The following is a 13,055-nucleotide window of genomic DNA, read 5'->3' on the forward strand; positions in this document are numbered from 1 at the left end:
CCGGCCCGGGGGGGGTGTCTGTTTTTCTTTTTTGGGGGGGGGGGGGGGGCCTTATTCTTATCCCCCCGACGCTCGGACCGGTCGCCGGACCCCCGGCACCCCGGCCGGGTCACGAATTCCGCGGAACCCCCAGCGGCTCCCGGTGGTCCGACTAGCATCTGCGCGACCGCCGCCCGAAGGAGCACCGTGACCGACGAACAGACCCGGCCGTATCCACCGCGGGCGCCCGCCACGCCTGGTCAGCGGGTGGTCGCGGGCCGTTATGCGCTGCTCGGCGAGCTCGGCCGGGGCGGCATGGGCGTCGTGTGGCGGGCGCAGGACCAGGTCATCGGCCGGCCGGTCGCCGTCAAGGAACTGCGGCTGCCCGACGCCGAGTCCGCCGCCGTCTTCTCCGAACGCGCCTTGCGCGAGGTGCGCACCGGCGGGCGGCTCAACGACCCCGCCGTCGTCACCGTCTACGACGTCATCACCGACGGCGGCACCACCTTCATCGTGATGGAGCTCGTCGAAGCGCCGTCGCTGGCCGACCTCGTCCGTCAGCGTGGCCCGATGCCCGCCGCGCAGGCGGCGCTGATGGGGGAGCGGGTGCTGGCCGCGCTGCAGGCCGCGCACGCCGCCGGGATCGTGCACCGGGACGTCAAGCCGGCGAACATCCTCGTCGCGCCCGACGGCCGCGTGAAGCTCACCGACTTCGGCATCGCCCACGCCGTCGACGACCCGCGCCTGACCACCAGCGGCATGATCGTCGGCTCACCCGCGTTCATGGCGCCGGAGCGCGTCGAGGGCCGCGAAGCGCTGCCCGCGTCCGACCTGTGGTCCCTCGGCGCGACGCTGTTCTTCGCCGTCGAAGGCTCGATCCCGTTCGAGCGCGCGACCACCGCCGCGACGCTGCACGCGATCATGACCGAGATCCCGTACCTGACCCGCGGCCAGGGCCCGATCGCCGCGGCCATCCTCGGCCTGCTCGTCGCGAACCCCGACGCGCGCCTCACCGCCGCCCAGGCGCAGAACCTCCTGACCACGGCGCAGGGCGTGCGGCCCACCCCGCCGGGCGGCACCGCGATGGTCCAGCCCATGACCCGGCTGACGCCGCAGCCGGCGAAGAAGAACCTCCGTGCGCTGTGGCTCTCGGTGGCCGCGGTGCTCGTCGTCGGTGCCCTGGTCGGCGGCTTCTTCGCCGGCAGGGCCTTCGAAGCCCCGGCCGTCGACCAGCAGAAGCTGCCGACCCTGACGTTCGGCCTCGGCGGGCAGATGCGCGTCGACGCCAGCTCCAGCTACCCCTGCTACAACGCCACGGTCCAGGACGGCGGCGTCATCAGCGGCGACAACGACGGCGACTGCAAGGACAGCCACACCCTCGAGATCTACGACGCCGGCGACGTCATCGGCGCCGCGAGCTGGAGCGACAGCGACGCGACGGTGGCCGCCTACCCGGGCCTGGAGGCGGCCACCGCGGTGGCCGAAGCTCGCTGCGCGGCCTCGTTCCGCTCCTCGATCGTCCCCGATGCCAAGCGCGAAGGCCTCAAGTACCGGGCACTCGTGCCGACGCAGGCCCAGTGGCAGAGCCTGCCGGACGAGGACAGTGGCCACAGCCCCACCCGCGAGTTCTACTGCGTGCTCGCCAAGGCCGACGGCGGCCCGATCTCCGCGCCGATCGTGACCAAGGTCAAGTAGAAGTTCCGCGACGAGCGGCCGGCGCACGGAAATCCTCCGCACTTCGCCGGGCGTGACCAGGTCGGCGCGATTTTTGTGGGTGCGACGGGGTACCGTCTGGCCATGTCCAACCCACCTACCGCAGCGCCGGGAAGGCCCTTCGGGCGCGTGCTCACCGCGATGGTCACCCCCTTCGACACCGAAGGCGCGCTGGACCTGAAGCGGGCGCAGGAGCTGGCCGAGCACCTCGTGGAGCTGGGGAACGACGGCCTGGTCATCAACGGCACCACCGGCGAGAGCCCGACCACGAGCGACGCGGAGAAGCAGGAGCTCATCCGCGCCGTGGTCGAGGCCGTCGGCGACCGCGCGACCGTCGTGGCCGGCGCGGGCACCAACAACACCGCGCACAGCCTCGAGCAGGCGAAGCAGGCCGAAGAAGCCGGCGCGCACGGCCTGCTGGTCGTCACCCCGTACTACTCGCGGCCGAGCCAGGCCGGCCTGCACGCGCACTTCACGGCGGTCGCGGACAGCACCGGGCTGCCGGTGATGCTCTACGACATCCCGCCGCGCTCGGTCGTGCCGATCGAGGTCGACACGCTGCTGCGGCTGGCCGAGCACCCGCGGATCGTCGCGGTCAAGGACGCCAAGGGCGACCTGATCGCCGGCTCCGAGGTCATCGCCAACACCCACCTCGCCTACTACTCCGGCGACGACGGCCTGAACCTGCCGTGGATCTCGGTCGGCGGCGCCGGCGTGGTGAGTGTGATCGGTCACGTCGTCGCGGGCCGGATCCGCGCGATGATCGACGCCTACGAGAACGGCGACACGTCCACCGCGCGCACCAACCACCGCGGCATGCTGCCGGTGCTGCGCGCGATGTCGCGGGTCGGCGGGGTCGCGTTCAGCAAGACGGCGCTGCGGCTGCGCGGCTTCGAAGTCGGCGAGCCGCGGCTCCCGATCATCGCGCCGACCACCGAGCAGACGGTCCTGATCGCCGGTGATCTGGGGCAAGGCGGCGTGCCGCTGGGCGACACGGCGGCCCAGGACTGGCATGGTGAGCGGGTGGCACAAGCAGATTCGAGGGCCGCCTACGTGGCGCCGACCTCGCACACCAGCGTTGGGACCCTGCCTCGGTGAGCTCACTTCCCCCAGGTCCAGGCCCCACCAACGCCCCGCCCGCACTGCCCGCCGGAGCCCTGCGCGTCGTCGCGCTGGGCGGTATCGGCGAGGTCGGGCGCAACATGACCGTCTTCGAGTACGGCGGCCGGCTGCTCATCGTCGACTGCGGGGTCCTCTTCCCCGAGGACGACCAGCCCGGCGTCGACCTGATCCTGCCCGACTTCCGCGCGATCGAGGACCGCCTCGACGACATCGACGGACTGGTGCTCACCCACGGGCACGAGGACCACATCGGTGCCGTCCCGTTCCTCCTGCGCCTGCGGCCGGACCTGCCGATCTACGGCTCGAAGTTCACCAACGCCCTGCTCGCGGCGAAGGCCAAGGAGCACCGGCAGCGACCGAAGCTGATCCAGGTCCGCGAGGGTGAGCGCCGCGACGTCGGCTTGTTCAACCTCGAGTTCTTCGCGGTCAACCACTCCATCCCGGACGCGCTGGCCGTGGCCATCCGCACGCCGGCGGGCGTGGTGCTGCACACCGGCGACATCAAGCTCGACCAGCTCCCGCTGGACGGGCGCCTTACCGACCTGGCCGGCTTCTCCCGGCTCGGCGACGAGGGCGTCGACCTGTTCTGCGTCGACTCGACCAACGCCGAGGTGCCCGGGTTCGTCATGCCCGAGCGCGACATCGGCCCGGTCCTCGACGACGTCATCCGCCGCGTCGACCAGCGCGTGATCGTGGCCTGCTTCGCCAGCCACGTCCACCGCGTCCAGCAGGTGCTCGACGCCGCGCAGCGGCACGGCCGCCGGATCGCGTTCGTCGGCCGGTCGATGGTCCGCAACATGGGGATCGCGGCCGAGCTGGGCCTGCTCAACGTGCCGGACGGCCTGCTGGTCGACCTCGACCAGGCGAGCACCCTGCCGGAGAGCAAGGTCCTGTTCGTCTCGACGGGTTCGCAGGGCGAGCCGCTCTCGGCGCTGTCGCGGATGGCGCGCGGCGAGCACCGGCAGATCTCGATCCGCGCGGGCGACACCGTCGTGCTGGCCAGCTCGATGATCCCGGGTAACGAGACCGCGGTGTTCGGCGTGGTCAACGGCCTGACCCGGCTCGGCGCGAACGTCGTGCACCAGGGCAACGCCAAGGTGCACGTGTCCGGCCACGCGTCGGCGGGGGAGCTGCTCTACCTGTACAACGCGGTGCGGCCGAGCAACGTGATGCCGGTCCACGGCGAGTGGAAGCACCTGAAGGCCAACGCCGAGCTGGCGATCCGCACCGGCGTCGCGGCGGACAACGTGGTGATCGCCGAGGACGGCGTGGTCGTCGACCTGATCGACGGCAAGGCGTCCCGCACCGGTCGCGTCGAGGTCGGGCACGTCTACGTCGACGGCCTGTCCGTCGGTGACGTCGGCGAGTCGACCCTGTCCGACCGGCTGGTCCTCGGCGAAGGCGGGTTCATCTCGATCAGCGTCGCGATCGAATCCGCCACCGGCCGCCCGGTCAGCGCCCCGACGGTGTCCGGCCGCGGCTTCTCCGACGACCCGAAGGCGCTCGCCGCCGTGGTGCCGCTGGTGGAGATGGAGCTGGCGCGCACGGAGTCCGAGGGCATCACCGACACCCACCGGATCGCGCAGGCGGTCCGCCGGGTGGTCGGCCGCTGGGTGGCCGACACCTACCGCCGCCGCCCGATGATCGTCCCGACGGTCATCCCGGTCTAGCCGCCGGTCAAAGCCGTGAAGGCCACCTTCAGGAACTTAAAGTTCCTGAAGGTGGCCTTCACGGCTTTCTAGCGCGTCACCTTGGCCAGCAGCAGGGCGAAGGCCAGCGCGACGGTCTGGCGGAGCAGGGCCCGGCGTGCCCGGCGCTGGTCGGCTCGTGTCGGTTTCATGCGTACCCCCAAGCGGTCAGGCTCCCAGTGTTTCCCCTTCCGCCGCGCCGGACATCCCCTCCGGGGCGGACTTCGTCCTTCCGAGGGATGAGGTCCGCGGCGGGGTGTTAGGCCGTCTGGACCACGAACCGCCGCTCGGCCGGGGACTAACCTTGATCCCATCCCGCCTCGGGAAGAGAGGCCGTGCCGATGGGACGTCACTCGCCGGACGGACGACGACGCCGGCTGCTCGTGCCCGCCGTCGCGACCGGTCTCGTGCTCGTCCTCGGGGCCGCGGCCTGGGTCACCGTCTCGGTGGTGAAGTCCCGGCCCACGTGCGAACAGCCGGCGAAGGTCCTCGTCACCGCGTCCGACGACGTCGCGCCCGCGCTCACGCTCGTCGCCCGTGGTCTCGACCTCCGGTGCGGCAGCGTCGAGGTCCAGACGAGGGAGGCGGCCTCGGCCGCCGAGCGGCTCGCCATGTCCGACGGCAGCGCGCGGCCGCAGGTGTGGGTGCCGGACTCGACCCTCGCGCTGCGGCGCGCCCACCAGCTCGGCGCGGCCGACGTCCCCGAGACCGGGGCGTCGGTGGCCAGCTCGCCGGTGGTGCTGGCCGTCGCCGAGGACGTCGCGAAGGGCATCGGCTGGCCCGAACGCACGCCCACCTGGGCCGACGTGCTGGGCGCGCAGGGCGCCGTCCCGGGGATGTCGGACCCGGCTCGCGACTCGGTCGCCGCGGTGGCGCTGCTCGGCATGAGGGAGAGCGTCAAGACGGCCACCGAGCCCGCGGGCGCGTATGTCGCGCTGCTGCGGCGGTTTTCGGCCAACACGCTCGGCGCCGAGACGGACCTGATCGCGCGGCTGCCGGGCTCGGGCGGCAGCGGCGGCACGGGCGCGGTGACGACGTTCCCCGTGTCGGAGAACTCGTTGCTGCGCCACAACATCGAGGACGGGACGTCGCCGCTCGTCGCCGTCTACTCGGCCGCGGTACCGAGTTTGGACTACCCGTTCGCCGAGCTGGGCGGGATCACGCCGCAGCAACGTCCGATCGTCGACGCGCTGCGGGACGCGGTCCTCGGCGACGCGGGCGCGGACGCCATCGCGAAGACGGGCCTGCGCGCGGCGGGCGGCCAGGCGCTGCGCGAGCACCCGGACGACCCGAGGGTGTCGACGGCCGGTTTCCGGGCCGCGAACCTCCCCGCGGCCACGGCGATCGACGAGCTGCTCAACCAGTGGGCCGGGGTCAACCTGAGCGCGCGGGTGCAGGTGCTCGTCGACGTTTCGGGGTCGATGAACGCGCAGGTGCCGGGGACCGGGCTGAACCGGATGCAGCTCTCGATGCAGGCAACGGCGAAGGCGCTGCACCTGTTCAAGCCCACGACCCAGCTGCGGATGCTGGCGTTCTCGACCCGGCTGGACGGCGACAAGGACTACCGCGAGCTGCTGCCGATGGCGCCGGTGGCCCAGCACCTGGCGAGTGGCGCGCTGGACAAGCTGGCCCAGGTGAAGGCCACGCCGAACGGCGGCACGGGGCTGTACGACAGTGTCCTGGACACGTACCGCACCGCGCGCCGCGAGTGGGAGCCGGGCCGGCTCAACCTGGTGATCGTGTTGACGGACGGGAGAAACGAGGACCCGCACGGGATTTCGCGCGAGGATCTGTTGTCGGAGCTGGCGAAGCTGCAGGACCCGCGCCGCCCGATCCCGCTGATCGGGGTCGGCATCGGCCCGGACGCGGACAAGCCGGAGCTGGACCAGCTCACCGCGGCGACGGGTGGTCAGGCGTTCGTGGCCCCGGACCCGGCGAAGATCACGGACGTGTTTTTCGGGGCACTGAGCCGGATCGCCGGCGGATGAGGGCGTACACCGCCAAGATCACCGCCAGGCTGAGCAAGCTCAGGTACAGCTGCGCCCGCGTGTCGTCGTCCACGAACAGCATCGAGGCCACCACGACCAGCGTCACCACCAACGTCAGCCAGCTCAGCCACGGATAGCCCCACATCCGCAGCTTCAGCTTCTCCGGCGCCGAAGCCTCCAGCTCCCGGCGCATCCGCAGCTGCGACCCGCAGATGATGGCGTACACGAACAAAGCCACCGCGCCCGCCGAGTTGATGATGAAGTAGAAGATCTTGTCCGGCGAAACGTAACTCATGACCACCGCGACGTAACCGACCGAAGTGGACACCAGGATCGCCTTCCACGGCACGCCGCGCGCGTTCGTGTCCGCCACCCACGCCGGGGCCCAGCCGTGGCGGCGCAACGCGAACAACATCCGGGATGCCGTGTACAGCCCCGAATTCAGCACTGACAGCGCCGCCGTCAGGACCACCGCCGCCACGATGGTCGTCGCCGCCGGGACGCCGAAGCGGCCGAACGCCGCCGCGAACGGGCTCGTCTCGCTCGGCACCTCGCGCCACGGTGTGATCATCACCAGCAGCGCCACCGAACCCACGTAGAACAAGATCACGCGCCAGACGATCGTCGACGTCGCCTTGCGGACCGCCGTCTCCGGTTCGCTCGACTCCGCCGCCGCGATCGTCACGATCTCCGCGCCGAAGTAGGAGAAGATCACGATCACCACGCCGTGGACGACCGAAAATCCGCCGTTCGCGACGAAGCCGTCGAGGCCGATGTTGCCCACCGAGAAGTGCGCGCCCGGCCAGAGCCCGAGCACGAACAGCAGGCCCAGCACCAGGAACACCACGATGGTGGCCACCTTGATCGACGCCAGCCAGAACTCCGTCTCGCCGAACGACCGCGCCGACGCCAAGTTCGTCGCCGTCAGCAGCAGCATCAGTGCCAGCGAGAACACCCATTGCGGCACACCGGGAATCCAGCCCTGCAGGATCTTCGCGCCGGCGACCGCTTCGAACGCGACGACGCCGACCCAGAAGTACCAGTACAGCCAGCCGATCGTGAAGCCCGCCCAGCCGCCGAGCGAGTCGCGCGCGTACTCCATGAACGAGCCCAATGAAGGAGCCGCTGTTGCCATCTCGCCGAGCATCCGCATGACGAGCACGACGAGCAGCCCGCCGAGGGCGTAGGAGAGCACGGCCGCCGGGCCGACGGTGTGGATCACCGCGCCGCTGCCGATGAACAGGCTCGCGCCGATGATGCCGCCGAGGGCGATCATCCGGACGTGCCGCTGCCGCAGTTCGGGTCGAAGCCCCTGAGACGTCACGGTGGGGAATTCTCGCACTCGCGCGCCAACTCGTGAAGAGATCAGCTCGTGAGGATTTCCGACTTCCGCTGCACCAGGTACGCGCCGCCGAGCAGAATCGCCGAGCCGAGCAGCTGCAGCCAGGTGAGCTCCTCGCCGAGCAGCGCCCACGCCGTGACCGTGACGATCACCGGCTCGACCAGCCCGAGCACGCTCGCCACCGACGCCGGCAGGTGCCGCAGCGACGAGATCCCGAAGACGTAGGCGAGCACGGTCGCGACCAGCACCAGCAGCACGAGCAGGAGCCACACCGGCGGGCGCCAGGCGCCGAACGCGACGTCCGTGCCGAGCAGCCCGATCGGCCACGTCCACGGCGGCGCGACCAGGCTGACCAGGACCGCGCCGATCACCATGCCCCAGGTGACCAGGCCCAGCGGGTCGATGTCGGCCACCGCGCGCTCGCCGAGCAGGAAGTACCCGGCCGAGCACAGCGCCGCACCGAAGCCGGCGAGCAGCCCGACGCCGTTCAGCGTGACGCCCTGCCAGACCTGGGCGACCAGCGACAGGCCCACCATGGCCAGCGCGATACCGCCCCACACCGAGCGCGGCAGCCGGTGCCGGCGCACGAACCGCACCCACAGCGCGATGAGCACCGGCGAGATGAACTCCAGCAGGATCGCGATGCCGACGGGGATCCGGCCCGCGGCGACGAAGTAGAGCAGCTGCACACCGGCGACGCCGAGCAGGCCGTACCCGGCCAGGACCGGGAGCTCGCTCCGGCGCACCCGCAGCTTCCGCGGCGCCACCAGCGCCACCCCGGCGAGCAGGATCACGCCGGCGAGCCCGATCCGCATCGCGGCCACCTGCTCCGGGCTGAAGCCGGCGGACATGGCGGACTTGCCCAGCGTGCCCGACGTGCTGAAGAACAGCGCCGCGAGCAGCACGAGCGTGGTCCCGCGGCCGCGGTGGGCGACCCGGGGTGGGGCGAGGACGGGCAGCTCGGTGGTCACCACCGCGACTGTAGGTGCTCCCCGCGTGACTGCCTAAGTGATTTTTCCGGTTATTCGGCCTGCTTCAGCCCGGTCGCGACGTGGGTCGCGATCGTCGCGAGCCGCCGTCCCTGCACGCGCAGCGCGCCGAGGGCCAGCTCGTCCGGCGCCGCCGACTTGCGGGAGACGAACGAGCCGCCGTACGGGTTGCCGGACTCCATCAGGTGCGGGTCGGTGTAGCCGAGCGGGACGACGATCGCGCCCCAGTGGTAGAAGACGTTGTTGATCGCCAGCAGCGTCGACTCCAGGCCGCCGTGCCGGGTGGACGCCGTCGTGAACGACGTCGCGACCTTGTCGGCCAGCTTCCCCCGCGCCCACAGCCCACCCGTACTGTCCAAATAGGACTTCAGCTGGGCCGCGGGGCCGCCGAACCGGGTCGGGCTGCCGACGGCGAGCCCGTCGGCCCACTCGAGGTCGTCGAGCGTGGCCAGGGCGTGGTGCGGGCCCGAGTCGATCCAGGCCTGCCAGCGCCGGTTATGGGCGATGGCCTCGGCGGGCACGGTCTCCGGCACGGTCCGCACCCGCACGTCGGCGCCGGTCTCGCGGGCCCCCGCGGCGAGCGACTCGGCGAGGGCGGCCGTGTTGCCGGTCGAGCTGTAGTAGACGACGAGAATCCGTGTGCTCACGTCCGCCGACTCTAGGGGTGCGGCGACGCGCGTCTCAGAATCCGGACTTGGGCTTCCACGGACTGACGGTGTCGGTCGGCCGCGTCGGGTCGTGGAAGCGGGGCCGGTCCAGCTCGCCCGCGCGCAGCGGGATGAGCCCGTCGGTGATCGCCTGCATGATCTTCGCGTGCGCGCGCACCCCGGCGCCCGGGCGCTCCGGCTCGACGTCCGACAGGTCGACGGGGTCGCCGAAGTGCACCCGGAACTTCGGCCGGCGCAGCGGCGCGCTGAGCCCGGAACGAGCGAGCGGGACCAGGTCGGCCGGCCCGTTGACGGTCTCGGTGCCCCAGTAGACGGCCTCGTGCGCGCCCCACTGGCTGATCGGGATCACCGGCACGCCCGCGGCCAGCGCCAGCCGCGCCGCGCCGGTCTTGCCGCGTTCCGGCCACAGGCCCGGATCGTGGCTGATCCGGCCCTCCGGATAGACGACGATCGGCTCGCGCGTGGTCTTGAGCGCTTCGACGGCCTCGGTGAACTGCCCGACGGCGGTCGCGGCGACCTTCCGGTCGACCCGCAGGTGGCCGCTGACCCGCAGCGCCGGGCCGATGACCGGGGCGTCCAGGATGCCGCCGGCCAGCATGAACCGCGGGTTGATGCCGATCCGCTTGCACGCGGCCATCAGCACGAACGCGTCGAACACGCCGATGTGGTTCGCGGTCATCAGCAGCGGCCGGCCGCGCAGCCCGGCCGGGATCCGGCCGCTGACGGTGAGCCGTCCGACCAGGTTCACCAGCCCGCGGTCGATGTTCAGCATGGTCCGCCAGATGGCGGGGGCCCGGCGGGAGGTGTTGTCGGAGTGCAGCGCGACCATGGGGCAGAGCATGGCAGACGCCGGATTCACCCGGATGCGCACTGGCCGGATCGGTTCACCCCCAGCGCCCCAAGGCGGCCTTCGGTGCGTCAGACGCACCGAAGGCCGCCTTGGGTGCGTCTGACGCACCCAAGGTGGCCTTGGGGCGTTCACCCGGATGGCCGCTCGGGCCCGGATCTGAGGCAGAAGTTCGCCCTGCGCCGAGAGTGGCGCAGGTGACGAACGGCGACGGCCGGTTACCGTTGAGGGCATGGCTGGGTCGGCGACGAGGAAGCGAAGCACAGGAAGCGGCGCCAAGGGGGCAGCGGCGCGTAAGCCGCGTACACCCGCGAAGCCACGTACGTCGTCCGCTCGCAAGCCCGCACCCCGCTCGCGCCGCAAGACGCCCGGGATCTTCGGCAAGGGCGTCCGCGGCACCTGGAACCTGCTGGCCAAGGGCATCGGCACGCTGGCCAGGACCGTCGGCCGCACCCGCGAGCTCGAGGCCGAACACCGCCGTGACGGCCTCGCGCTCGGGCTGATGGCGCTGGCCATCGTCGCGGCCGTCGGGGTCTGGTGGCGGGCCGCCGGGCCGATCGGGGCCGGGGTCGAAATCGCCACCCGGTCCGTCCTCGGCGCCGGGGCCGTGACGCTTCCGCTGGTCCTCGTCGTCGTGGCCGTCGCGCTCATGCGGTCCGAACCGCACCCCGAGACGCGGCCGCGGATGGTGATTGGCACCATCATGGTCGTCCTGTCGGTGCTCGGGATGCTGCACATCTTCACCGCGCTCCCGGCCACGAACGACGGCCGGATGTACGCCGGCGGCATCATCGGCGCCTTCTCCGGCGGCCTGCTCACCCTGGGCGTCACCACCTGGGTCGCCGTGCCGATCCTCATCCTCGCGCTGGTCTTCGGCATCCTCGTGTTCACCGGCACCCCGGTCCGCGAGATCCCGCACCGGCTGCGCAGCTGGGGCCTCGACGAAGACGAGATCGCCGAAGCGGACCAGAAGGCCGGCTTGGCCACCGACGAGGACACCGTCACCGAGGCCGACCCGAAGTCCGCGCGCCTGCGCAAGCCCTCGCGCCGCCGCCAGGCCGCCGACGCCGACCCCGAGCAGCTCGACCTCGACGCCGCGCTGGCCGAGATGCCGACGCCGATCAAGCCCCCCAAGGCCGTGCCCAAGCCGGTCGAGGTGCCCGAGAAGAAGTCGAAGAAGGCCCCGGAGCCGCCGCTCGCGATGACCCGCACGGTCGAAGGCGACTACCAGCTCCCGCCGCCCGACCTGCTGAAGCTCGGCGACGCGCCGAAGTCCCGCAGCAAGGCCAACGACGCCATGATCGAGGCGATCACCGGCGTCCTGGAGCAGTTCAGCATCGACGCGCAGGTCACCGGCTTCACCCGCGGCCCGACGGTCACCCGGTACGAGGTCGAGCTCGGCCCGGGCGTCAAGGTCGAGAAGATCACCGCGCTGACCAAGAACATCGCCTACGCCGTGGCCACCGACAACGTCCGGCTGCTGGCGCCGATCCCCGGCAAGTCCGCGGTCGGCATCGAGGTGCCCAACTCCGACCGCGAGATGGTCCGCCTGGGCGACGTCCTGCGTGCGCCGACCACGGTCAAGGACAACCACCCGATGGTGATCGGCCTCGGCAAGGACATCGAGGGTCACTTCGTCACGGCGAACCTGACGAAGATGCCCCACCTCCTGGTCGCCGGTTCCACCGGTTCCGGTAAGTCGAGCTTCGTCAACTCGATGCTGGTGTCGCTGCTCGCGCGGGCGACGCCGGACGAGTGCCGGATGATCCTGATCGACCCGAAGATGGTCGAGCTGACGCCGTACGAGGGCATCCCGCACCTGATCACGCCCATCATCACCCAGCCGAAGAAGGCCGCCGCCGCGCTGGCCTGGCTGGTGGAGGAGATGGAGCAGCGCTACCAGGACATGCAGGTCAACAAAGTCCGGCACATCGACGACTACAACAAGAAGGTCAAGTCCGGCGAGATCACCGCGCCGCCCGGGTCCGAGCGCGAGTACCGGCCCTACCCCTACATCATGGCGATCGTCGACGAGCTCGCCGACCTGATGATGACCGCCCCGCGCGACGTCGAGGACGCGATCGTCCGGATCACCCAGAAGGCCCGCGCCGCCGGCATCCACCTGGTCCTGGCGACGCAGCGGCCGTCGGTCGACGTCGTGACCGGCCTGATCAAGACCAACGTGCCGTCCCGGCTGGCCTTCGCGACGTCGTCGCTGACCGACTCACGGGTCATCCTCGACCAGCCGGGCGCGGAGAAGCTGATCGGCATGGGCGACGCGCTCTACCTGCCGATGGGCGCCGGCAAGCCGGTCCGCATCCAGGGCGCGTTCGTCGGCGACGAGGAGATCTCCGCCGTCGTCAACTACGCCAAGGAGCAGGCGCAGCCGGACTACCAGGACGGCGTCACCGCGCAGAAGGCCGGCGAGAAGAAGGAGATCGACGCCGACATCGGCGACGACCTCGACGTCCTGCTGCAGGCGGCGGAGCTGATCGTGACGTCCCAGTTCGGCTCGACGTCCATGCTGCAGCGCAAGCTGCGGGTCGGGTTCGCCAAGGCGGGCCGCCTGATGGACCTGCTGGAGAGCCGGGGGATCGTCGGCCCGTCGGAGGGCTCGAAGGCCCGTGACGTGCTGATCAAGCCGGAGGAGCTGGAGTCGGTGCTGTTCATGATCCGCGGCGGCGACCCGGTCCCGGCCGACCCGGACGACGAGTAGTGC

The 13,055-nt window shown here is 71.4% G+C and carries 9 protein-coding genes; 5 read left to right on the plus strand and 4 right to left on the minus strand.

The genetic code is table 11. The features are described 5' to 3' along the window. The first annotated feature begins 186 nt into the window (after positions 1-186). The 4 genes from AB0N03_RS38225 to AB0N03_RS38240 all read left to right on the plus strand — a co-directional run bounded on the left by AB0N03_RS38225 (position 187) and on the right by AB0N03_RS38240 (position 6,490). Positions 187-1,674, plus strand: a complete 1,488-nt coding sequence (locus AB0N03_RS38225) for a serine/threonine-protein kinase (protein WP_364382728.1) — start codon at positions 187-189, stop codon at positions 1,672-1,674. Positions 1,675-1,776: 102 nt separating this feature from the next. Further along, complete coding sequence (gene dapA, locus AB0N03_RS38230; RefSeq protein WP_364382731.1) at positions 1,777-2,790, plus strand: 4-hydroxy-tetrahydrodipicolinate synthase; 1,014 nt, start codon at positions 1,777-1,779, stop codon at positions 2,788-2,790. Further along, a complete protein-coding gene (locus AB0N03_RS38235; protein ID WP_364382734.1) occupies positions 2,787-4,484 on the plus strand; it encodes a ribonuclease J in 1,698 nt (565 codons plus the stop codon). The genes dapA and AB0N03_RS38235 overlap by 4 nt, the downstream gene beginning before the upstream one ends. 359 nt (positions 4,485-4,843) lie before the next feature. Continuing rightward, the gene (locus tag AB0N03_RS38240; protein WP_364382943.1) at positions 4,844-6,490 is read left to right on the plus strand and encodes a substrate-binding domain-containing protein; all 1,647 of its coding nucleotides are present in this window, start codon (positions 4,844-4,846) and stop codon (positions 6,488-6,490) included. On the opposite strand, the gene AB0N03_RS38245 is transcribed toward AB0N03_RS38240, so the two are convergent. The 4 genes from AB0N03_RS38245 to AB0N03_RS38260 form a co-directional block, all read right to left on the minus strand. Beyond that, a complete protein-coding gene (locus AB0N03_RS38245; RefSeq protein WP_364382946.1) occupies positions 6,444-7,766 on the minus strand; it encodes an amino acid permease in 1,323 nt (440 codons plus the stop codon). The genes AB0N03_RS38240 and AB0N03_RS38245 overlap by 47 nt on opposite strands. 89 nt (positions 7,767-7,855) lie before the next feature. Then, positions 7,856-8,803 (minus strand): EamA family transporter, encoded by a 948-nt coding sequence (locus AB0N03_RS38250; protein ID WP_364382737.1) that lies wholly within the window; start codon positions 8,801-8,803, stop codon positions 7,856-7,858. Between the two features lie 50 nt (positions 8,804-8,853). Next, on the minus strand, positions 8,854-9,468 hold the full coding sequence (gene wrbA, locus AB0N03_RS38255; protein ID WP_364382740.1) for an NAD(P)H:quinone oxidoreductase: 615 nt from the start codon (positions 9,466-9,468) through the stop codon (positions 8,854-8,856). A 34-nt stretch (positions 9,469-9,502) separates the two neighbouring features. Then, on the minus strand, positions 9,503-10,318 hold the full coding sequence (locus tag AB0N03_RS38260) for a lysophospholipid acyltransferase family protein (RefSeq protein WP_364382743.1): 816 nt from the start codon (positions 10,316-10,318) through the stop codon (positions 9,503-9,505). A 250-nt stretch (positions 10,319-10,568) separates the two neighbouring features. Between AB0N03_RS38260 and AB0N03_RS38265 the strand changes: the two genes are divergently transcribed. Continuing rightward, positions 10,569-13,052 (plus strand): DNA translocase FtsK 4TM domain-containing protein, encoded by a 2,484-nt coding sequence (locus AB0N03_RS38265; protein WP_364382746.1) that lies wholly within the window; start codon positions 10,569-10,571, stop codon positions 13,050-13,052. The last annotated feature ends 3 nt before the right edge of the window (positions 13,053-13,055 follow it).

Origin of the sequence: Amycolatopsis sp. NPDC051061 (assembly GCF_040682935.1) — a bacterium.
In the GTDB taxonomy this organism is placed as follows: Bacteria; Actinomycetota; Actinomycetes; order Mycobacteriales; family Pseudonocardiaceae; genus Amycolatopsis.

Excerpts from the sequence above, each read along its gene's own strand:
- dapA (WP_364382731.1), top strand. The coding sequence starts at position 1,777 with ATGTCCAACCCACCTACCGCAGCGCCGGGAAGGCCCTTCGGGCGCGTG.
- AB0N03_RS38240 (WP_364382943.1), top strand. The coding sequence starts at position 4,844 with ATGGGACGTCACTCGCCGGACGGACGACGACGCCGGCTGCTCGTGCCC.
- AB0N03_RS38245 (WP_364382946.1), bottom strand. The coding sequence starts at position 7,766 with ATGATCGCCCTCGGCGGCATCATCGGCGCGAGCCTGTTCATCGGCAGC.
- AB0N03_RS38260 (WP_364382743.1), bottom strand. The coding sequence starts at position 10,318 with ATGGTCGCGCTGCACTCCGACAACACCTCCCGCCGGGCCCCCGCCATC.
- AB0N03_RS38265 (WP_364382746.1), top strand. The coding sequence starts at position 10,569 with ATGGCTGGGTCGGCGACGAGGAAGCGAAGCACAGGAAGCGGCGCCAAG.